This is a genomic window from Pseudanabaena sp. lw0831 (assembly GCF_016584665.1).
Lineage (GTDB): Bacteria > Cyanobacteriota > Cyanobacteriia > Pseudanabaenales > Pseudanabaenaceae > Pseudanabaena.
Window position 1 is genome coordinate 62,661 of sequence record NZ_BBJB01000095.1, and the last position, 20,165, is coordinate 82,825.

Consider the following 20,165-nt stretch of genomic DNA (forward strand, 5'->3'; position numbering starts at 1 on the left):
AGGCGGCGCTTCGCGCCGCCTTTATTTTCTGGGTTTACGAAGGCTGGCGGTTGGGGGAAGTTGGCTGTTGTTTTGTTCGGCTTTGCGGGTGGCGATGATTTCTGAGGCTGTGCCTGTGAGTGTCCGATCGCGATAAGGAATCGCAGCACGAGTTTTTAAAAAAGCGGCTTCGTTCTCGGAAATTGGCGGTAATGATATGGGTGCAAAGGCGGCGATCGTGCTGGGGGACTTGCGTCCAATGGGAGCGATCGCACCGATTTGTAAACCTGCGCTGAGCATGGCGGCGCGGACGGCGGCAGATGAGGAGTAAGTGACGAGATAACCGTCGGGTTTGAGGCAGTTGGCTAAAAGTTGGATAAATTCAACCGTCCAGAGTTGGGGGCAGTGGGGTGGTGAGAAGGGATCAAGAAAGATTGCATCTGCCCATTTGCTTGGGACTTGGCTAATGGTTTGCCTTGCGTCACCTATTAGTAGTTGTAAAGATAAGTTTTCGGTGGTTACGGTTTGATTTGCGGCGGCGGTTTTTAGGATTTGGACGATCGCGGGTTGCCAGATACCTACTAGTCCTGAGGCGATCGCTTGTTGGGGGACTTCGAGGTTGTTTTCGAGAGCGATGATCTGGAGGTTGGCGGTGCGATTTTGTAATTCTGATACACAGGCGATCGCTGCGGCGGTGTTGTAGCCTAAGCCATAGCAAACATCAAGGATGTTGAGTTGAGTTTGGGTGCTGGCTTTTTCGGCAATTTTGGCGGGTATGACAAATTTAGCTTCGGCTTCGTGCTTTGCGCCATGAGAGCTATGGAATGTTTCTTGAAATGTTTCTGACCAAAAGGTGACAGATCCGTCATCGGTGGGACAAAGTGAAAGCTTATCCATTAAATTCGATCGATGCTGACGCGATCGTCAAAGACAAAACATTCACCTTCCCAAATACTTTCTTCTTTGGGAACTTCTTCGATATATTTAAGAATGCCTCCTTTGAGATGATATACCTCACTAAAGCCTTGAGAAAGCATATAGGCACTAGCCTTTTCACAACGAATTCCGCCTGTACAGAACATAGCAACCTTTTGATGCTTCTCTGGATTTAGTTGCTCCAGTACGTATTGAGGGAATTCGCCAAAGGTCTCAAGATTTGGATTAATAGCTCCTTTAAATGTGCCAAATTCTACTTCGTATATGTTGCGCGTATCTATCACAATTACATCAGGATCAGCAATCAATTCATTCCAATCTTTAGGCTCTACATAAGTCCCAACTCGATACCGAGGATCGATATCGGGAACTCCCAAAGTGACAATCTCTTTTTTTAGCTTTACCTTCATTTTTTGAAATGGAACTCCTTGGCAATAAGATTCCTTATGCTCTAAGTTCTGAAGACGCGGATCTTTTCGTAAATATCCTAATACAGCATCGATCGCATCACGACTACCTGCGATCGTGGAGTTGATTCCTTCCTTGGCAAGTAGGATCGTGCCTTTGAGTTGATGAGTGTCACAAAATTCTTTAAGTGGATTCCGTAATGATTCATAATCTGGCAATTCTGTAAAATGATAAAAAGCGGCGACAACACAAGGCTCCATCGCCTTTTGCTGATTGGCTTGAATTGCTTGATTAATTTGTGCTTGCAGACGGGTTACTTGTTTGATCCTAGTCATTGCCCAGAAATTTGCCAGAAATTTATTTAAAAGGCGATCGCGTTTTCTATAATTCCAATATAGCGCTTTGCGTTCTAGTTGTTCCAGTCGTAATTGGGTGAGATTTCGCTAAAACATTCCAAAATCCTTGCTATGATGGCTGGCATACAAGTTGTCGAAATACGGCTATGGCAGATCCTTTAACGTTGACGGCTGGGGCGATCGCAAATTTAGCTTTTCAGAAGTTTATTGAGTCGGGTGCTGGCGAATTAGCAAAGAAGTTCACCACGGAGGCGATCGCGAAGATGGATGAGTTGCGCCAAGCGATTTGGAATAAGTTGCGTGGTAAGTCGGTTAAGGTGGATGAGGCATTGGCAAAGGCTGAGCAGGGCGATCGCACTGCGATGGAAACCTTGATCAAAAATCTAGATGTGGCGATGGATGAGGATGATATTTTTGCGAAGCTATTGCAAAGATTGGCTCAAGAAGTCAAAGCAGGAGAAGTGGTACAGGTTGGGCTATATGGTGTTACGGCGAATCGGGTCGCGGCGGACATTGTGCAGGACGCTCAGGGCGATGGTAAGAAGACACAAGTTGGTGCTAGAGATATCAATGCGACTGGCGATGCTGTTTTTAAAATCAGGCAAAATATTGATTAGGCGCTTTAATTTTTAACAACTGTAGGTAATTATGAAGATGTTTACTGCTGTGATTGAAAGAGATGTGGACACAAGTCTGTATGTGGGCTATGTGCCTGGATTTGTTGGGGCGCATTCTCAAGGGGAGACGCTGGATGAGTTGCGTGAAAATTTGCGGGAAGTGATTGAAATGCTCTTGGAAGATCAGGTATTGCCCTCAAGGTCAGAGTTTGTTGGTACACAAATGATTGCGATCGCTTAAGCAAAAATCCCCGAAAAAGTCATAGATAAAAATCACAATCATGGGTAATATTCCCGTTTTAAAGCCTCAGGAAGTAGTGAGGTTGTTAGAAAATCTCGGATTTGTGGAAGTGAGACAAAGAGCCTCTCACAAGCAATTTCGTCATGATGATGGTCGCGGTACTACGGTTCCATGCCATAAGGGGCGGGATATTTCGCCGACTTTGTTGCGTCAGATTGCACGGGATATTGGATTGACTGTGGAACAACTTTTACGAGGCGATCGCGAGCAATGAGCGAAGTACAGCCAGAAATTACACAAATTGGAATGCAGAGGGTGACTGCGGAAACTATTACCGCCAATATTGACCAAAGCGTTAATAAAACCGTCATTCATGAAGCGCCAAAAGTAAATCCACCAATTCCAGATAATGTGCCGCCGAGTTCGGTAAACTTTGTCGGGCGCGAGAAAGAGCTTGAGGAAATTCATGCAAAGCTGCAAACAGGACAAGGGGTAAGTGTCTGTGCGGTGGAGGGGATGGGCGGACTGGGCAAAAGCGAACTGGCGTTGCAATATGCTTGGCGCTATCGAGAGAAATATGCGGCGCGGTATTGGTTGTCGTTGCGGGATGTGGGTTTGGCGCAGGTGGTGGTGACTTTGGCTAGTCGCACTTTACCTTTGCCTGAGGCGATGCAGTCAGAAAAACTAGAGGCGCAAGCGGCTTGGTATTGGCAAAACTGGATACCAACAGAGGGGAAGGTGTTGGTGATTTTGGATGATGTGACCGATCTGGCGAGTATTCCTAAGCAGGCTAGACCTTTGACGGATCGCTTTCAGATTTTGGTGACGACTCGCAAGCGTAAGTTGAGTTCGCAATTTGCCGAAATTCCTTTGGGGTTTCTTTCTGAAGCTGAGGCTTTGGAGTTGTTGGCGAAGTTATTAGGCAAATCACGGATTGATCGCGAAATGATCGCGGCGAAAGCAATTTGTGAATATTTGGGTTATTTGCCCTTGGGTGTGGAGTTGGCGGGGCGATATTTGCAACAAGATGAGGATCTGAGTCTGAGCAATTATCAACAACGATTAAAGATCACAGATGAGTCGTTGGATTTGCAAGAAGCAGAAGAGATTAATGCGGCGCGGGGAATGATCGCGGCGTTTGAGTTGAGTTGGCAGGAGTTGAGCGCGAGTACGGGGAAGGTGGCGATGTTGTTGGGGTTGTTTGCTCCTGAGGACATTGCTTGGAGTTTGGTGGAGGAGATTGCGGCGCAATTAAATATCAATGAAGGGGAACTGCGAGAGGGGAGAAAGCAGCTTAATAATTTGTATCTAATTAAGGCAGTTGATGAGGATCGGAGTCGGTTTGCAGTACATTCGTTGACCAGACAATTTTTGCAATGGAAACTCGCTCAAGAACCAGACACAAATCGCCTGTTTCGGGAGACTTTTGTCATGAGTTTGTTGAGCATAGCTAAAGAAATACCCGAATCGCCAACGCGAGATCTGATTGCAAAGGTATCTCCTGCTATTCCCCATTTAGATATGCTGAGCCGCGAAATGCGTGATGATATTCCCAAACCTGAAGAAGATTCTAATTTGTTATGGGTGTTTGCAGGAATTGCAAGATTTTATGTAGGACAAGCTCTCTATGTACTCGCTGAAGATCCTTGGCAAAGATGTTTAAAGATTACACAAGAATTGTTCGGTGATTGTCATCGATCTGTTGCGACTATACTAAATAATCTTGCAATGCTTTACTATTTTCAAGGAAAATATAAAGAAGCAGAACCACTTTTTCTTCAAGCGCTAGCTCTTATACAAGAACTTTTAGGAGAGATCCATCCCGACCTCGCATCCAGTCTAAACAATCTCTCAGAGTTGTACAAATCTCAAGGTAGATATGGAGAAGCAGAAACTTTGAGGTTACGATGCTTAGAAATTCAGATACAAACTCTTGGAGAAAAACATCCACAATTTTTATCGAGTTGGAACAACCTTGCAGCGCTTTACTATTTACAATGGAGATATGATGAAGCGGAGCCAATTTTTGTCAACGTGCTGGAAATAAGACGAGAAATATTAGGTGATCACCATCCTGATGTTGCACAAAGTTTGAACAATCTTGCAGGTTTATATGATTCACAAGAGAGATATAAAGAATCGGAATTACTCTATCAACAAGCACTGGCTTTGATGCGAAAACTTTTTGGGAATCGCCATCCTAATGTTGCAACCAGTCTGTATAATCTCGCTGAGTCGTATCGTTCGCAAGGGAAATATGAAGAAGCAGTTCTACTTCATCAACAATCACTAATTTTGAGTCAAAACCTTTTCGGAGAGTACCATCCTGATGTTGCAAGCAGTTTGAATAATCTCGCAAAGACATACTTTTCGCTAGGGAGATACGATGAAGCAGAGCCTCTTTATCAAAAAGCGTTGATTCTAAGAAAAGAACTATTAAGTGATAATCATCGCGATATTGCAGACAGCCTAACCCAACTTGCTGATTTATATCATTTACAAAGGAGATATAGAGAAGCAGAACCTCTATTAAAACAAGCTTTACAGATGTGGGAAAAAGTCTTAGGACTAGCGCACCCGATTACAATGACTGTTAGGGCAAATTATGTTAAATGCTTACAAGTACTATCATGAATCTAGAGAGCTAAACCGAATCCAGCGATCACACCAAATCTAAGAGGAAACTCTAGGTGGCGATCGCCATCCCGATGTCGCCACCAGTTTATTGAATCTAGCGGCGCTATACTACAACCCCCAGCGTTATCGCGAAGCCCTGCCATTAATTCAACTTGCTATCCAAATCTATCAGCAAAAACTTGGCAATAACCACCCCACAACCCAAGCCGCGCTTAGTTGGTTACAGCTAATCAAGGAAAAAGGAAAAGGGTAAAAGGAAAAAAAGTGGATTTTTTGAGTTTTGTTTGTTGATGCTATCTTTAAAACATAGGATTAGGCTAAAAATAGGAGAAAAAATATGACAATCAAAGAAAAACTAATCAAAGAAATCGAGCAATCCCCTGAAAGCTTTGCCACACAGCTACTTAGCTTCCTAAATCTTCTCCAATCCCAAACACAAATCACATTACCAGTCACCGAAATAAATCAAAATCCATTTAAATTTATTGATGGCTTTATGGTGCTTAAAAGCCAAAACCCTTTACCAGAAATTGATTGGGTATCTTTTGTCCGCGAAGAAAGAATTAACGCTCTCAACAAGTCCACGATCTAATTGTGAATAACCTCGAATCTTTTCATCCTGTCGATTTAGAAAGTAGCGATTATCTAGAAATCATCCGAAACGTAGCAAGATTAAACATTACAGGCGGTGGAATTTATGATGCCATTATTGCTCAATCTGCCCTGAAAGCAAATGTAGATATGCTACTGACCATGAACTCCAAACACTTCACCAGACTGGGAGAAAATATCGCCAGACTGGTTAGAAATCCGTCTGTTGAGAATAGTTAAAGGAGAACCTTCCAAATCTATCAGCAAAAACTTGGCAATGACCACCCCTGTGAAAAGGGTTGTAAAATTTCCTTGTTTTACGAAGGGAAACACTTCCCAAATGCTTGAAGTAATTTAATTGAACCGCTAACTCGAATTTTGCGCCGCAAGATCGCCCAAATAATATTTTGTTCCTTGCATAGAAACCCAATCCAAGTTTTGCTGTCCGCTGTAATCGCTATATCGGCTCTGCCAATATGCCCTGTTTGCACCTGCAATGTCTTATTTTGAATTGTTATTGTTGCATCACAAGACTCAGAACCTGTGAAGGTGAAGTGATAAATTGCATTCAATCCTGCTGACTGATTTCGTTGAAAAAGGAGCGGTAGCCCAAATAGAAAACCTGCGATCGAGACGGGACGAATACCACTGCTAACTGGCTTGACAGTTTTATGGGGAAAGCGTTTAGCTGTATAGGTTTCTGCATCCGAACCAGAGATGACATAAATAGTTTCAGTTTTGTCTTGCAATGGTTTCACTACCTCGCGCACAAACCCTTGGCGATCGCTCAAAAAAGGTGCAATCACATCTTCGCCAGCAGGACAAGCTGCCATACAGTAGGCTGCCTTATAGTTGGCTTTGAATGACAAACTTTGCCACATGGAGGCAGACTCAGCCGCACTATATTTTTCGCGATATTCACGAGCATTTTTACTGTCAGCGATCGTCTCCGCCCATTCCGTAAATCCGCCCATAAATTCACGGTAATTATGGGTGTAGCAGGCTGAGAAATTGAAATGTCCATCCATCCCGATCGCACCGACAGGGCAAGCTGCAACACAGAGTTTGCAATCAATGCAAGGATTGTAATCAATGGGATAATTGTATTCCGTGACCTCCGCTTCGATCAACACCGCTCCCAGCAATATAAAATTGCCAAATTTGGGATGGATGACATTCCGATGCAGACCCATATGTCCCAATCCAGCCGCGATCGCGACGGGTTTATAAGATACAGTCCAAACCTTCCCAGGGTAGCGATCCATTTCTTGCGGAAAGGCAACTGATGGATTTAAGGCGCGGATGCCGATTTTGGTCAATGTTTCCACGATTGACCGACCGACGCGATCGATATCTGCACCACTGGCATGAAATTCTGTATTTGCGATCGATCTTAGCGGCGCACGTACGTTCTCTTTGTGCATGCGACAGACAAAACTAATCAAGGTTTTTGTGCGGGGGAAGGCGGCGAGGATATCGGCATGTTGATCGGCGATCGCGGGTCGGCTAATTTCCACAAATCCCACATCATCAGCCCCAGCTTGCAAACATAGTTCTCTCAATGCATCTGCATTTAAGGGGATACTGGCGACAACGGGTGATTTTGCCACCGCTTGCTCACGCCACCATAGCACCGTAGGATGTTCCTCAAATTTTGTCATCACTGTCTCCAAGATAAGGACTTTATTGCTTAGTCATACTTTTCATCACACCACCCATAATCCTTACTCGCGCCCACCGAGGTAAAGGCACAAGGGAATAGGTTAGGAGTTTCGATAAAAATCCTGGCAGCACCATAGACTTGCGACCCAAGGCTGCCAAAGTTGCTTGAGCTACTTCAACTGGGCTGAGAGCCTGCCCCATTTTCATCCCTGCGCGATCGGCGAAACCGCTGTTGGTTGGTCCCGGAGCTGACGCAATCACATCAACACCCAATGGTGCAAGTTCGATATATAGAGCTTCAGCCAATGCGTGAACATATGCTTTGGTTGCTGCATAATGAGCGGCAAATGGCATCCCCTGAAAGCCGACAATCGAACTCATTAGCACCATTCCTCCCCGCCTTTGCTTGGCAAACCGCTGTCCAAAGTACCAACACAACCCCAAGAGCGATCGACAGTTCACGTTCAGCATCTCCATTTCTTGTTCCAGATTGGAATTGAGAAACGATCCCGATGTGCCAAAACCCGCCGCCGTCACTAGTAATCCGACATCCAGATCGTGAGTTGCGGCTGAGAGGGATTCTACTCCCGTCTCTATCGCCAAGTCCAGTCTCACCACGCGCACTTCAATCTTATGGCGATCGCGCAAATCCTCTGCCATCCGCTCCATCACTGCTTGGCTCCGAGCCACCAAAATGAGATTCAACCCCGCTTCTGCTAACCGTAGTGCGATCTCATAACCAATGCCAGAAGAAGCACCCGTGACTACAGCCCAAGAGCCATATCGAGTCTGTAGCCGCGATCGCAAATTCTTGCCTAGACGCAATCGCCGACTGAAATTGCCATGACCCATATTAAGCTCCAGCTTTTGTATTCAATTTTTTGAGTACAAGAATCAAGGTAAACTAACATCACGAAATCTGTCAAGCTTTTAGTCCTGAAATTTTAAAGACTTACCCCTATGGCGCTCAAGCACACGATCCTTGCTTTTTTATCCCGTCAGCCACTTAGTGGCTACGAGGTGGCTAAAGAATTTGCAGAAGGTTTTGGTGGTTGCTTTTGGAAAGCGAGTCAGCAACAGGTATATGCCGAACTTCCCAAGTTGGAGCAACAAGGAAGCGTCACCTATGAGGCAATTCCCCAGTCTGGACGCTTAGACAAAAAAATCTATTCCATTACAACACAGGGACAACAAGAACTCACTGATTGGTTAACCCAACCAACAGAACCCACTGCTATCCGTGAGGATCTAGGCGTAATGGGATTGGCTGGACATCTTGTGTCCAGTCAGGTGGTGATTAGAGAAATCGAACGTAGGCGCAAACTTCATGCCGAAATGGCGCAACATGTCAAAAAGCTGGATGAATATTTAGCTCAGAATTTGGAAGCACTTGAGTTGAAAGATCTCTATATGCACCTAATCATTCGTCGCGCAATTCGCTATCAAGAAGACTGGGTTGCATGGTGTGATGAATCACTTGAAGCGATCGCGCGGGCTGTGAAATGAGTATGGCGATCGCATTGCCGCAACTCTCTTTTAAATATCTCGACAGAGTTGCTGTGGTAACTGCTTGAGAACTCGCTGAAAAGCCGCAAAATCTTGCAACCCGTGGCACAAAATTAATGCTCCCTGAATCACGATCATCGCATCTTCGCCGCGCTCCTTTGCCAATTTCTCATCCAATCCTGCGGTGACGAGAACCTTTGCGATCGCCTCAATCCAATGCGAAAAAGCTCCGCTAATCTGGGCGTGAAACAAGTCATCACTCGCCTGCTCCATCACCAAAACTGCCCAGAGGCAAGAATTTTGTCCCTCATTAAAAAAATTGCTCACCTCCTCGCACATGGACTGAAATTTAGCGATCGGTGGCTCTGGGCGATTGAGGATTTCCAAAATGCTCGCCTCTAGCCAATTGTTGACATGAGTTAGAGCTGTCTCCGCCATTTCTGCCTTGCCCTTTGGAAAATGATGATAGAGACTAGCTTTCCCCAAGCCAGTCTCTTGCGAAATTTTGGAAAGGGTTACACCCTCATAACCAAACTGGCGAAACAGTTTGAGCAAAGTTGGCACATGGGTTTGTTTGGACATAGATTTCTTATATTTGGAGTGGTGGTGAGAAGCGCTACCACTCATCTTTTGGATTTAGCAATATTTACTATTGACACTATACCGAACGCACAGTACAGTATCAATATACCGAGCGAACGGTACAGTAAATTTAACTTTGATCCTCACAAAAAAACAAATCAATGATTAAGCTCCATGGTCACGAAATCTCTGGCAACAGCTACAAGGCACGTTTGATGCTTTCATTGCTCAATCTTGATTACGAATGGGTGAGAGTCGATTTGATGAAGGGCGAACATAAATCGCCCGAGTATTTGGCAATGAATCCTTTTGGACAAGTACCTTTGCTGGTCGATGGCGAAACTCAACTTGCTGATGCTCAGGCGATTTTGGTTTATTTAGCAAGAAAGTATGGCGGCGAACAATGGCTACCTATGGATGCATTACCAATGGCGCAAGTAGTTCGTTGGTTGTCAACTGCTGCGGGTGAAGTTCGTCAAGGGCCAGAGAATGCAAGACTTTTCTATTTATTTGGTGCAGGAACTAAGATCAATATCGATCGCGCCACTGAAAAGTCTCATTTCATTCTGAAGCAGCTTGATCAGCATTTGAGTGTCAGAAATTGGCTAGAGTGCGATCGCCCTACCATTGCCGATGTCGCCATCTATCCCTATATTTCACTAGCTAAGGATGGCAAGATCGAACTTGATGCTTACTCTCATGTTTTGAATTGGATGGAGCAATTTCAGAAGCTTTCAGGTTATGTTCCAATGTTAGGAGGTTAATTCTATGCCCAGACAATTTGGCACGATCGCCTTCACTCCCGCCGTGAAAGCAATGCAAGAAAAGATGGGCTCCCGTGAGAACTATGAACGCTTTGTCGCGAAAGGTGCTGACAATAATACCGTCACTCCCGACATCGCTCAGTTTATTGCGAGTATGGAAGGATTCTATCTGGGTACGGTTACTTCCAATGGCTATCCTTATATTCAGTTTCGTGGCGGTAAGGCAGGATTTTTAAAGGTTCTGGATGAGAAGACTTTAGGCTTTGCTGATTATCGCGGCAATGTGCAGTATATCTCTGTGGGCAACCTTTCGGAAAACGATAAAGCATTTCTGTTTTTAATGGATTATCGGAATCGCCGCCGTTTGAAAATCCTCGGTCGTGCAAGAATTGTGGAAAACGATCCTGCGATCCTAACTCAAGTCCAAGATCCTGACTATGCAGCCACCGTAGAACGGGCGATCGTTTTTGAAATCGAAGGTTGTGATTGGAACTGTCCGCAACATATTCCTGTGCGCTATTCGCAAGCTGAAGTAGATGCAATGCAAGCTAGAATTAGTGAGTTAGACCAACTTCTAGCCGAGGCTAAAAACTCAAAATTATGAAACTCCATGCAGATTTGAGTCAGCGCGTTGTCGTCGAAAGTGAAGCTCTTGATTGGGTGGATTCCCCCATGATTGGTGTCCAGCGCCGAATGCTCGAACGAGATGGCGAAGAAGTGGCTAGAGCAACATCAGTCGTGCGCTATGCTCCAAACAGTTATTTCTCAGCGCATACCCACGGCGGTGGCGAAGAGTTTTTGGTCTTAGAAGGCATTTTCTCCGATGAGCATGGCGACTATCCTGCGGGAACCTATATTCGTAATCCTGTTGGGTCAACGCATACGCCTTTTAGCGAAGAGGGTTGCACGATTTTAGTCAAGCTCTGGCAAATGCATCCTGATGACCAACAACGAGTAGCGATCGCCACGAAGCAAATGCCTTGGGCTAATGGCTTAGTCAAGGGCTTACAAGTAATGCCCCTGCATAGCTATGGAACTGAGAATGTCGCCTTAGTGAAATGGGATGCTGGTACGCAGTTCCAGCCTCATCGACATTTAGGCGGAGAGGAAATATTTGTCGTTGATGGAGTCTTTGAGGATGAGTTTGGTGCTTATCCCAAGGGTACTTGGTTGCGGAATCCTAGTGGCAGTCACCATAAACCTTTTAGCAAATTAGGCTGTCTGATTTATGTCAAAGTTGGGCATCTGAGCTAGTCTATTTTCTGTTTTTATCGTTGCTTTTAAAAATATGAAGACGCAAAGTATTTTTTCTAACATTGTTCTATATGGTCGCTCGACATGGCAGATAGTCCGATCGCGTCTTAGCCCCAAAAAAGGTATTGAAGATATCCTGAACTATCGATATATCTCGGACAAGCTAGCCACAAGTGGTCAACCAACTGTCGCAGAACTGGAATTAATTAGTCAGGCAGGATATAAGACTATTCTCAATTTAGCTCCGCCAACTGCATCTAATGCTTTGCCAGAGGAACAAGCGATCGCAACTAATTTGGGAATGGATTATATTAACATTCCCGTGGTTTGGGATAATCCCACTATGGCAGACTTTACCCAATTTTGCGATGTGATGGAAAAACACAGAAGTCGTTTGATTTTTGTCCATTGTGCAATGAATATGCGCGTATCTGCCTTTATCTATCTCTATCGTTACTTGAAGTTAGGAGTTCCTGCATCAGAAGCATATTCGGCTATGAAAACAGTCTGGGAACCCAATGCTACTTGGCAACAATTTATCGAAACAGCGATCGCTTCTAATTAACTATTACCTAAATCCTAAAAATCATGGAAACTAAACCACCCCTGCCTCCATTTACCCTAGAAACTGCCAAAGCTAAAATCCAAGCTGCGGAAAATGCATGGAATACTCGCGATCCAGATCGCGTGGCTCTTGCCTATACTGAAGATTCTGAATGGCGCAATCGCCATGAATTTGTGAATGGACGCGATGAGATTAGGGAATTTCTCAAACGCAAATGGGCGAAAGAACTAGACTATCGCTTGAGAAAAGAACTCTGGTGCTTTATGGACAATCGGATTGCCGTGCGATTTGAGTATGAATATCATGACGAAGCAGGTAATTGGTATCGCGCCTATGGTAATGAAAACTGGGAATTCGCTGAAAATGGCTTAATGATGCGGCGCTTTGCTAGCATTAACGATCTAGCTATTCAAGAAAGCGATCGCAAGTTTCGCTGGGAACGTTAAACACAAACAGTTGTCATTACAGAAAAACCGTAGGGAACAATTCATGAATTGTTCCCTACGTTTTTTCTGTAATGCCGCGCTGAGCGCGGCTTTTTTTGTTTAAGGATTAGGTGGACACCAAAATAGATTTTGACTAGATATGCCAAGAGATTCGAGAATCTCCTTCATGGTTTTAGTACATTCCATCCAATAGTCTTGGCTGTCATACATCCAGTCAGGGCTGAAGTGGAGATCGTAATGTAGTAGATTTGGGATATCTGCAAACTCATCAGATGTTTGTTTGGAAATAAGCAGCACTCGGAATGGCTTGCTCTTACATTTAATCGTTAGCTTCTCGATCAGGTCTAGCACGTAGTCGCGATTAGTTACGCCAGTACGCACAAATAATACTTCATCACAATGTTCGAGCGTGTATAAAAACCTCTTTGCTCTCGCTGAATAGCGAACACGCATTCTTTCATGAATTGGCTGCATATTATTTGTAGGATCGTCAGTATCTTCGACTTCATGCCCAAAGGATAGACCCGACCATTTAGAGTGATAGACGCGGTTCTCAGTAGCATTGTAATGGAGGTATTCAGGATTCCATAGATCTTTAAAATCATTGACCACCATATCAGCCACGTCACCGAGATTAGTGGAACGTGCTAGATCAAAGGGGAATGCTGGCCCATCATATTCCATTTTATATAGGAGCATTCTCGCAGCACAGCGATCGCCTAATGGCAAAATCGCAATACGGTTAACCTCTGACAATTTGCATTTATATTTGAGCAGCATTGTCGATTTTACTGGAGCTTTGACACGGCTCTCTAAGCCCTTCTCACCAATCATCATCGTCCGAAATGGAGCATCTGGATGGGCTGGATCGTGATAAACTCCTGCAGGCATGGCTGCTAGCGCCGCCCGAATTTCTTTCCACATCGGATGGATGTTATATTCTTCCTCAGATTCATTGATGATCCGAATCGTGCGATCGCTTTCCTTAAGAATCCCTAGATGACCATCATAGTAAAGGATTTCTGCATTTTGGGGAGCAAAAAACTTGAGGGCTGAGCAATATTGCAGATCGACCCCAATCGGAATTTCAACTGTGTTCTCAATTGATCCATTAAACCCAACTGAAAGCAATGGAACTGTGCCTAACTCATCATTTTTCGCAATATACGAAGTGCCAAATGTTAAGCCAGCTTTACGTTTTAGGGCTTCTTGCAATTCCTTCCAAGTGGGAGTGATATTGTAAGCATATTCGGAAGTGTTAATGATTCGTAAAGTCTGCGCTTCGGGGTTGGCAAATACTTGAAAGCCATATTTGTCGCCATAGATAGAAATTTCGGTACTGCTGCTGTTAGTCGATCTCAATTCTTTCGCTTGCGATCGGCGCTCACGATCAATCTGAAAAATATCGAGGTTGATTGCCTCAAACATCAGTTGATGACCTGCTGTATTTGGATGTGCTACATCCAGAGATATGTCAGATTTCCAGTTCCCATAACCATCATCCAACGCATCTAGCCAGTCGAGAATGTGAACGCCCCAACGTAACATCCGATGGTGGGTATCACGTAAAAGCCAGTTATGTTCTGGGTTGTAGTCTCCATGGGGGTATAGACCACCTATGACAGGAATTGCACCCAAATCTTGGGTCATTTTAATTAGTTGCTGTAGCCCGCTTTCATAACGACGTTGGACTGCACGGCGATCGTGGGGACGACAGTAGGCTAAACCTTCGTTCCCTAAAGATAGCGAAATAATTACCAGATCTGGTTTCTCAGGTACGACAACTGAAGCGAATCGCTCAATTGTGCTACTGACATTTGCACCTAATTGGGATCTGTTTACCAATTGATGACCAAATTTTTCCTTTAGGGTTTTTCCTAGTTGACTTGCCCAGCCTTTCAGCAACCAAGCACTACAACCCATAGCCACAGAACTGCCGATGACTAATACTTTGAGTCCATTTTGCGAATATGTTTCTGGTTTTGACTCTGGCTCTAAGTTGATCGCATTTTCTAAATATCCATAGGAGAATGAGTGGACATAACCAAATGCAATATCATCAACAATGATTGTCGAAGTTTTGGAACCAATATGTTCTAGTTCAATGGGAACCCATCTATTAGTATCTTTTTCACATTCCCATTGAGCTTTACCGTTAACATCAATTCGCACATACTTATATTCGATTTTATCCTCAGCATCAGGCAAAGTTAAAGGATCGATTTCCAGATCTAGCCACCAGATTGGGTAGCGATCGCCTGATGTACGCAAAGGCAAATATTTTTTGATGTCCCACGATCCAAATTGAGAAATCGAGCCGACGATACCAATCATTTCCCCATCTTGAGTGGGTGCTTTAACCTGAAATCGATACATAGATATTTCTTTTGTGGATAGGGACTGATTAGTTCTGCCAACTACAACGATTTTCGATCAAACTCGAACCAATAAATTTTTAAAAGTATTGCGATGCAATACTTTTAAAAATTTATTGTGGTTCGTTTGATCGAAAATCGCTGTAACAATCGTTAGCACTATTGGCGATCGCCTTAAACTTGAACTATTTTTGAAACTAGCATTAATTCGGACTTGAAGTCTGTTTTAGAAACTACAGCTAGTAATCGAAAAATATCGTTATTAACTACTTAGATAACCCTATAAATGATGAGAAGCGTAGTATCGGCTCTTATTTTTTTGGGTTTAAACTGGACGGAATTCGGTAAAATTATTAAGACATTGTAAAAAAGCAACTTTATATACTACGAGTATAAAAATTTATGGCAAAGAAGAGTCTTGCAAGTTTGACTGCTGCGGAATTAGCAGGTAAAAAAGTTTTAGTAAGAGTTGATTTTAACGTTCCTCAAGACGAAACTGGCAAAATCACCGACGATACCCGTATTCGTGCAGCATTACCGACCATTAAGTACCTCACCGAAGCTGGCGCTCGTGTAATCCTCACTAGTCACTTTGGTAGACCCAAGGGTGTCACCGAAAGCCTTCGCCTTAATCCAGTAGCAGTGCGTTTGTCTGAATTACTTGGTAAGCCTGTTGTCAAAACTGATGATTGCATCGGCGATGTCGTTGCTGCTCAAGTTAATGCTCTCAACAACGGTGATGTCGCTTTGTTGGAAAACGTGCGTTTTTATCCTGAAGAAGAAAAGAACGATCCTGAATTTGCCAAAAAATTAGCATCCTTGGCTGACATTTATGTAAATGATGCTTTTGGTACGGCTCACCGCGCCCATGCTTCAACTGAAGGCGTAACCAAGTTTATCAGCACTTCGGTTGCTGGTTTCTTGCTTGATAAAGAATTGCAATACCTAAGCGGTGCGATCGACAATCCTAAGCGTCCTCTGGCTGCGATAGTTGGTGGTTCTAAGGTTTCTAGCAAGATCGGCGTAATCGAAACCTTGCTCGATAAGGTCGATTATTTACTGCTCGGCGGCGGCATGATTTTCACCTTCTACAAGGCTCGTGGCTTGAGTGTTGGGAAGTCTCTCGTTGAAGAAGATAAGCTAGACTTGGCTCGCGCTCTTGAAAAGAAAGCCGCAGAACATGGCGTAAAGTTCTTACTACCAACTGATGTTGTTGTTGCTGATAACTTCAAGCCTGATGCTAATGCTCAAACCGTTAGCATTGATAATATTCCTGATGGTTGGATGGGCTTGGATATTGGTCCTGACTCCATCAAGGTATTCCAAGCTGCACTTGCCGAATGCAAATCTGCAATCTGGAATGGCCCCATGGGTGTTTTTGAGTTTGATAAGTTTGCAGTTGGTACTGAAGCGATCGCGCATACTCTTGCCGATCTCACAGCCACTGGCACAATTACGATCATCGGCGGCGGCGACTCTGTTGCTGCGGTTGAGAAAGTTGGTGTTGCTGACAAGATGAGCCACATCTCAACTGGTGGTGGTGCAAGTTTAGAATTGCTTGAAGGCAAAATCTTACCTGGCATTGCTGCTTTAAACGAAGCTTAATTTCCGTTAAAAAAAGAGGGGGCGCTAAGCGCCCCCTCTTTTTTAACGGAAATTATCAGGGTTTAGCCTTCTGCCGCCAGTAAAGGCACTATTGTTTAAGCTAGCGCCAGTACCACCGTCACTAGGATCGAGGAATGGCTTCAAGTACAAGTTGCCACTACGAACATTGGATACAGGACGGCTTGGAGATAATACCGAACCAAGTACACCGTTAATCCCTTTGAGATCGATACCTAAGCCAAGATCGCCAGTAATGTCATTTAAAGTGCGATCGCGTCCTCTGTAAGTATTAACCGCCGTAGTGGTTTGACCACTATCGGCAGTAGCGAGATTACCAAATACGCGATCGCGAGTGGCGATCGGATCTTGTCCATTGGGGACAGTCAAGACAATCCGACAAGCAGAATTTTTATCGGTAGTAGCACAGATCACGTTATATCCATTTTCAGTGCTGGTTCGCATTTCCACTAAACCATCGGGACGGTATGACTCCAACCGACGGCTAATTTCATTGCAACGTTTTTCAGGTGACCAACCATCGCCCATCGCACTGGGGGCAGCCCAAGGAAAATATTTTTGAGGTTGGCTCTTGGGTTGATAAACGACAATATATTGACCATCACGGGACTGGCAGCTAAAACGAGCCGTTTTGTTGTCAGTAGGATTAGCAGCTTTGTCGTTGGGGTTTTCGGACGGAAGAGTTGCAGGATTTGAGCTAGGGGTTGTCTCTACAGGGATAATCTGAGCGAAACTAGGCATCGCAACTAAGGGCAATGTTAGTGCGATCGCCGATAAGTAGCCAAGCTGCTTTTTTAAAAATTTTGGTAAATTTCGGGTTGAGTAATTCATAGGATTAGTGGGTGTGTGAGGATGAGTAAACAAATCAAAGCGTCCCCCCAGATATATTTTGTGACTCTTGCGTGGTTACGCCTATGACATTGAGCCTAATTTTAAACAAGTAGCTCAGCATAATTAAAAAACCAGAGCCAAAACCTGCACCGCCCGCAGCGAGGGCGGTACAGGTTTTGGGTTTTTATATTTAATTCTGCTGGGATACTTAATAGATCTTCCTACAGATTTATGACCTCAGTTTCACATCATATGTTCCCAATAAAAATTTTAAAGGCAACACTTCTTGCAGCGCCGCAATTTTTGATCAAGCAAACCAATAAACTTTTTGAAAGTGTTGCAAAGCAACACTTTCAAAAAGTTTATTGGTTTGGGTTTGAGCGCAAAGCGCTGTAACTATTCGTTAATTTCGCTTTCTTCAGGTTCGTCCTCAGTCGGTAAAGGCGATCGCAAGATTACAGTGTTATGCAATTTACCAATACCCTCGATTTCGATATAAATGCGATCGCCTTCTTGCATTTGTCCCACACCCTCAGGCGTACCCGTGAGAATAATATCTCCAGGCAGTAAAGTCATGATTTGGCTAATGTAGGAAACGATATAGTCTGGGGAAAACACCATCTCCTCAATTGAGGCTGACTGAAAAGGCTTTTTAGTATCATTTACAAAGGTTTGCAGCATCGCGGTAGGACTAATTTCGCGGACAATCCAAGGTCCCAAAGGACAAAAAGTGTCAAAGCCCTTACCTCTAGTCCATTGACTATCACTTCTTTGTAAATCTCTCGCGGTCACATCGTTAGCGATCGTATAGCCCCAAATAGCAGCGATCGCTTGTTGGGGTGTGGCATTAAAACAATTAGAACCAATCACCAAAGCTAACTCACCTTCATATTCCACACGTTTAGACTGTGGCGGCAAGGCTATTTTTGCTTCAGGAGCAATAATCGTAGTAGTTGGCTTTAAAAATATAATTGGCTCTTTTGGTACTTCTCCACCCATTTCGGCAGCATGTGCAGAATAGTTTTTACCCACAGCCACAATCTTGCTCGGCTCACAGGGAGCTAAAAGTTGATAGGTGTCTGGCGCAAGTACTTCACCATTTGGCTCTCCTCCCAGCCAAGGCGCTGTACTGAGTAGCTTTATAGATTGATTCAACTCTAACAGCCCGTAACAGACTTCCCCTTGGGAAGTTTTCACGCGAACATAGCGATCCGCCATAGCATCTTGTTTGTATCTAAATATTAAGAGAGGCAACCTAGCAGACTTGATTATATAGTAAGTACCTCGGCATAATTAAAAACCCAGAATCAAAATCTGTACCGCCCGCTGCGCGGGCGGTACAGATTTTGGGTTTTTATATTTAATTGGACCTAGCTACTTAATCATCATCATAAACACAGGAAGGAAAGGCGGTTCATTTTGGACTTTCTTTTTTATCTAGCTAAGTTAGTTTGATCTATATGGCTATAAGTTTTTTATGGCGGTTTTTACATTAGCAATTTGGAATATGAATCTATCTACTTTTATTCTCATTTCGCTTGCCCTTGGCGTTGCATTTGGAACTTTATTAAATACAACTTTTCCTGAGAATATTGAACTAATCAATCAAAGTTTTTTAGCTCCAGTTGGTGAATCTTTTTTAAGGCTGATTCAGTTTGTAGTCGTTCCTATTGTTTTTTCTTCGTTAATCATGGGGTTGACCCGAATTCAAGGGGCTGGACAAGTCGGCAGATATACAGTTAAGCTAATGACCAGTTACCTGATTACTAGTTCAATCGCTCTTTGTGTGGGTATGGGTACTGCCTATTTCTTACAACCTGGTAGTGGAGTATCAGGCTTCTCAATCTCAGAAAACATTAGCATTACTGAAGCGCCATCTTTAATATCTTGGCTAGTTAGCCTGATTCCTGTAAACCCATTAGAAGCTCTTAGCACTGGAAATCTATTACAAATCATTTTTTCAGCAGTTTTATTGGGAATAGGAGTACAACTTGCTAAAGAGAAAGCAAAACCCTTTGTGGAATTGATAGAAAGCATCTATCACATTAGCGAAAAAACTTTATCTATAATTTTGTATGTTGCGCCTTTGGGCGTATTTGCCCTAATGAGTTCTACAATCGCCACCCAAGGATTAGAACTAGTAGCAAAATTATTTCTCTATGTTTTGGGTTTAGTAATGGCTTCTTCGATCATGATTTGCTTGGATATGCTAGCTCTATTTATGCTCAAAGCCGATCCTGTGAGATTCTTGCGTAGTCTTTCAGAAGCGATCGCCTTGGCATTTGGTACAGCTAGTTCCAATGCAGCTTTGCCTGTAGTATTACAAAATATTCAAGAAAACTATGGTTTGCGAGAAGAAATTGCCAGTTTCGCAATTCCTCTAGGTACTGCGCTCAAACGTGATGGCGCTGCGATTTTACAAGGATTTAACGCTCTATTTGTCGCTCAAATTTATCAAGTTCCCTTAACTCCTTCTCTACTAACTGCGATCGCCGTTAGTAGTTTGCTGGTTTCATTTAGCACTCCTGGCGTGCCTGGCTCAGCGTTGATCACGATGGCAACTGTGCTATCAGCCTCAGGTTTGCCATTAGAAGCGATCGCCTTAGTCGCAGGCATTGATCGCTTAACCGATGGATTTAAAACTGTCGTTAATATTATTGGTAATAGTGTGAATGCGATTATTCTCAGCCATTGGGAAGCTGAACAAATACCTGAAGTAGAGCAAATACCTGCTGGATGAAGACAAAATTCTGCTACGGAAAATTTTATGTTTTAGAATCCGCACTGCGAAT

General features: G+C 43.8%; 22 protein-coding genes and 1 pseudogene. 15 read left to right on the forward strand and 8 right to left on the reverse strand.

Features of this window, described 5'->3' with window-relative positions; translation table 11 throughout:
• Positions 1-21: 21 nt before the first annotated feature.
• The gene (locus APA_RS20210) at positions 22-876 is read right to left on the reverse strand and encodes a tRNA (5-methylaminomethyl-2-thiouridine)(34)-methyltransferase MnmD (protein WP_201324029.1); all 855 of its coding nucleotides are present in this window, start codon (positions 874-876) and stop codon (positions 22-24) included.
• Positions 876-1,658, reverse strand: a complete 783-nt coding sequence (locus APA_RS20215; protein WP_201324030.1) for a rhodanese-related sulfurtransferase — start codon at positions 1,656-1,658, stop codon at positions 876-878. The genes APA_RS20210 and APA_RS20215 overlap by 1 nt, the downstream gene beginning before the upstream one ends.
• A 167-nt stretch (positions 1,659-1,825) precedes the next feature.
• On the opposite strand from APA_RS20215, the gene APA_RS20220 reads away from it, so the two are divergent.
• The 7 genes and pseudogenes from APA_RS20220 to APA_RS20250 all read left to right on the forward strand — a co-directional run bounded on the left by APA_RS20220 (position 1,826) and on the right by APA_RS20250 (position 6,005).
• Positions 1,826-2,296 (forward strand): hypothetical protein, encoded by a 471-nt coding sequence (locus APA_RS20220; RefSeq protein ID WP_201324031.1) that lies wholly within the window; start codon positions 1,826-1,828, stop codon positions 2,294-2,296.
• A gap of 31 nt (positions 2,297-2,327) precedes the next feature.
• Positions 2,328-2,537 (forward strand): type II toxin-antitoxin system HicB family antitoxin, encoded by a 210-nt coding sequence (locus tag APA_RS20225; protein ID WP_201324032.1) that lies wholly within the window; start codon positions 2,328-2,330, stop codon positions 2,535-2,537.
• A gap of 40 nt (positions 2,538-2,577) precedes the next feature.
• Positions 2,578-2,811: a type II toxin-antitoxin system HicA family toxin gene (locus APA_RS20230; RefSeq protein ID WP_201324033.1), complete on the forward strand. Its 234-nt coding sequence runs from the start codon at positions 2,578-2,580 to the stop codon at positions 2,809-2,811.
• Positions 2,808-5,171, forward strand: a complete 2,364-nt coding sequence (locus APA_RS20235) for a tetratricopeptide repeat protein (RefSeq protein WP_201324034.1) — start codon at positions 2,808-2,810, stop codon at positions 5,169-5,171. Before APA_RS20230 ends, APA_RS20235 begins: the two co-directional genes overlap by 4 nt.
• A gap of 85 nt (positions 5,172-5,256) precedes the next feature.
• Positions 5,257-5,427: pseudogene (locus tag APA_RS25880) on the forward strand (tetratricopeptide repeat protein); the annotation flags it as partial.
• A gap of 84 nt (positions 5,428-5,511) precedes the next feature.
• The gene (locus tag APA_RS20245) at positions 5,512-5,766 is read left to right on the forward strand and encodes a hypothetical protein (RefSeq protein ID WP_201324036.1); all 255 of its coding nucleotides are present in this window, start codon (positions 5,512-5,514) and stop codon (positions 5,764-5,766) included.
• Between the two features lie 2 nt (positions 5,767-5,768).
• A complete protein-coding gene (locus APA_RS20250) occupies positions 5,769-6,005 on the forward strand; it encodes a hypothetical protein (RefSeq protein ID WP_201324037.1) in 237 nt (78 codons plus the stop codon).
• A gap of 77 nt (positions 6,006-6,082) precedes the next feature.
• Here APA_RS20250 and APA_RS20255 read toward each other — a convergent pair whose 3' ends face one another.
• Positions 6,083-7,426: an SCP2 sterol-binding domain-containing protein gene (locus tag APA_RS20255; protein WP_201324038.1), complete on the reverse strand. Its 1,344-nt coding sequence runs from the start codon at positions 7,424-7,426 to the stop codon at positions 6,083-6,085.
• Positions 7,427-7,448: 22 nt separating this feature from the next.
• On the reverse strand, positions 7,449-8,279 hold the full coding sequence (locus APA_RS20260; RefSeq protein ID WP_201324039.1) for an SDR family oxidoreductase: 831 nt from the start codon (positions 8,277-8,279) through the stop codon (positions 7,449-7,451).
• Positions 8,280-8,387: 108 nt separating this feature from the next.
• On the opposite strand from APA_RS20260, the gene APA_RS20265 reads away from it, so the two are divergent.
• On the forward strand, positions 8,388-8,933 hold the full coding sequence (locus tag APA_RS20265) for a PadR family transcriptional regulator (protein ID WP_201324040.1): 546 nt from the start codon (positions 8,388-8,390) through the stop codon (positions 8,931-8,933).
• 30 nt (positions 8,934-8,963) lie between these two features.
• Here the strand turns inward: APA_RS20265 and APA_RS20270 are convergent, their stop codons facing one another.
• Positions 8,964-9,515, reverse strand: a complete 552-nt coding sequence (locus APA_RS20270; protein WP_201324041.1) for a TetR/AcrR family transcriptional regulator — start codon at positions 9,513-9,515, stop codon at positions 8,964-8,966.
• Between the two features lie 161 nt (positions 9,516-9,676).
• On the opposite strand from APA_RS20270, the gene APA_RS20275 reads away from it, so the two are divergent.
• Genes APA_RS20275 through APA_RS20295 form a run of 5 tightly spaced genes read left to right on the forward strand, consistent with a single transcriptional unit; the run spans position 9,677 to position 12,544 of the window.
• A complete protein-coding gene (locus APA_RS20275) occupies positions 9,677-10,279 on the forward strand; it encodes a glutathione S-transferase family protein (protein WP_201324042.1) in 603 nt (200 codons plus the stop codon).
• A 4-nt stretch (positions 10,280-10,283) separates the two neighbouring features.
• Positions 10,284-10,883 carry a pyridoxamine 5'-phosphate oxidase family protein gene (locus APA_RS20280; RefSeq protein ID WP_201324043.1) on the forward strand — a complete coding sequence of 200 codons (600 nt, stop codon included), beginning with the start codon at positions 10,284-10,286 and terminating at the stop codon, positions 10,881-10,883.
• Positions 10,880-11,533, forward strand: a complete 654-nt coding sequence (locus APA_RS20285) for a cupin domain-containing protein (protein ID WP_201324044.1) — start codon at positions 10,880-10,882, stop codon at positions 11,531-11,533. Before APA_RS20280 ends, APA_RS20285 begins: the two co-directional genes overlap by 4 nt.
• Positions 11,534-11,567: 34 nt before the next feature.
• The gene (locus APA_RS20290; protein WP_201324045.1) at positions 11,568-12,098 is read left to right on the forward strand and encodes a protein tyrosine phosphatase family protein; all 531 of its coding nucleotides are present in this window, start codon (positions 11,568-11,570) and stop codon (positions 12,096-12,098) included.
• A 23-nt stretch (positions 12,099-12,121) separates the two neighbouring features.
• Positions 12,122-12,544, forward strand: a complete 423-nt coding sequence (locus APA_RS20295; protein WP_201324046.1) for a nuclear transport factor 2 family protein — start codon at positions 12,122-12,124, stop codon at positions 12,542-12,544.
• A gap of 99 nt (positions 12,545-12,643) precedes the next feature.
• On the opposite strand, the gene APA_RS20300 is transcribed toward APA_RS20295, so the two are convergent.
• Complete coding sequence (locus tag APA_RS20300) at positions 12,644-14,920, reverse strand: DUF1796 family putative cysteine peptidase (protein WP_201324047.1); 2,277 nt, start codon at positions 14,918-14,920, stop codon at positions 12,644-12,646.
• A gap of 401 nt (positions 14,921-15,321) precedes the next feature.
• Between APA_RS20300 and APA_RS20305 the strand changes: the two genes are divergently transcribed.
• Positions 15,322-16,524 (forward strand): phosphoglycerate kinase, encoded by a 1,203-nt coding sequence (locus APA_RS20305; RefSeq protein WP_201324048.1) that lies wholly within the window; start codon positions 15,322-15,324, stop codon positions 16,522-16,524.
• Between the two features lie 42 nt (positions 16,525-16,566).
• On the opposite strand, the gene APA_RS20310 is transcribed toward APA_RS20305, so the two are convergent.
• Entirely contained in the window at positions 16,567-17,373 is an 807-nt protein-coding gene (locus tag APA_RS20310; RefSeq protein ID WP_201324049.1) for a COP23 domain-containing protein, read from the reverse strand.
• 396 nt (positions 17,374-17,769) lie between these two features.
• The gene (locus tag APA_RS20315; protein WP_201324050.1) at positions 17,770-18,591 is read right to left on the reverse strand and encodes a fumarylacetoacetate hydrolase family protein; all 822 of its coding nucleotides are present in this window, start codon (positions 18,589-18,591) and stop codon (positions 17,770-17,772) included.
• A gap of 289 nt (positions 18,592-18,880) precedes the next feature.
• Between APA_RS20315 and APA_RS20320 the strand changes: the two genes are divergently transcribed.
• The gene (locus tag APA_RS20320) at positions 18,881-20,113 is read left to right on the forward strand and encodes a dicarboxylate/amino acid:cation symporter (protein ID WP_201324051.1); all 1,233 of its coding nucleotides are present in this window, start codon (positions 18,881-18,883) and stop codon (positions 20,111-20,113) included.
• Positions 20,114-20,165: the final 52 nt, after the last annotated feature.

Coding starts and splice junctions, on each gene's coding strand:
- APA_RS20210 (WP_201324029.1), bottom strand. CDS start 876: ATGGATAAGCTTTCACTTTGTCCCACCGATGACGGATCTGTCACCTTT.
- APA_RS20215 (WP_201324030.1), bottom strand. CDS start 1,658: ATGACTAGGATCAAACAAGTAACCCGTCTGCAAGCACAAATTAATCAA.
- APA_RS20220 (WP_201324031.1), top strand. CDS start 1,826: ATGGCAGATCCTTTAACGTTGACGGCTGGGGCGATCGCAAATTTAGCT.
- APA_RS20225 (WP_201324032.1), top strand. CDS start 2,328: ATGAAGATGTTTACTGCTGTGATTGAAAGAGATGTGGACACAAGTCTG.
- APA_RS20230 (WP_201324033.1), top strand. CDS start 2,578: ATGGGTAATATTCCCGTTTTAAAGCCTCAGGAAGTAGTGAGGTTGTTA.
- APA_RS20235 (WP_201324034.1), top strand. CDS start 2,808: ATGAGCGAAGTACAGCCAGAAATTACACAAATTGGAATGCAGAGGGTG.
- APA_RS20245 (WP_201324036.1), top strand. CDS start 5,512: ATGACAATCAAAGAAAAACTAATCAAAGAAATCGAGCAATCCCCTGAA.
- APA_RS20255 (WP_201324038.1), bottom strand. CDS start 7,426: ATGACAAAATTTGAGGAACATCCTACGGTGCTATGGTGGCGTGAGCAA.
- APA_RS20260 (WP_201324039.1), bottom strand. CDS start 8,279: ATGGGTCATGGCAATTTCAGTCGGCGATTGCGTCTAGGCAAGAATTTG.
- APA_RS20265 (WP_201324040.1), top strand. CDS start 8,388: ATGGCGCTCAAGCACACGATCCTTGCTTTTTTATCCCGTCAGCCACTT.
- APA_RS20270 (WP_201324041.1), bottom strand. CDS start 9,515: ATGTCCAAACAAACCCATGTGCCAACTTTGCTCAAACTGTTTCGCCAG.
- APA_RS20275 (WP_201324042.1), top strand. CDS start 9,677: ATGATTAAGCTCCATGGTCACGAAATCTCTGGCAACAGCTACAAGGCA.
- APA_RS20280 (WP_201324043.1), top strand. CDS start 10,284: ATGCCCAGACAATTTGGCACGATCGCCTTCACTCCCGCCGTGAAAGCA.
- APA_RS20285 (WP_201324044.1), top strand. CDS start 10,880: ATGAAACTCCATGCAGATTTGAGTCAGCGCGTTGTCGTCGAAAGTGAA.
- APA_RS20290 (WP_201324045.1), top strand. CDS start 11,568: ATGAAGACGCAAAGTATTTTTTCTAACATTGTTCTATATGGTCGCTCG.
- APA_RS20295 (WP_201324046.1), top strand. CDS start 12,122: ATGGAAACTAAACCACCCCTGCCTCCATTTACCCTAGAAACTGCCAAA.
- APA_RS20300 (WP_201324047.1), bottom strand. CDS start 14,920: ATGTATCGATTTCAGGTTAAAGCACCCACTCAAGATGGGGAAATGATT.
- APA_RS20305 (WP_201324048.1), top strand. CDS start 15,322: ATGGCAAAGAAGAGTCTTGCAAGTTTGACTGCTGCGGAATTAGCAGGT.
- APA_RS20310 (WP_201324049.1), bottom strand. CDS start 17,373: ATGAATTACTCAACCCGAAATTTACCAAAATTTTTAAAAAAGCAGCTT.
- APA_RS20315 (WP_201324050.1), bottom strand. CDS start 18,591: ATGGCGGATCGCTATGTTCGCGTGAAAACTTCCCAAGGGGAAGTCTGT.
- APA_RS20320 (WP_201324051.1), top strand. CDS start 18,881: ATGAATCTATCTACTTTTATTCTCATTTCGCTTGCCCTTGGCGTTGCA.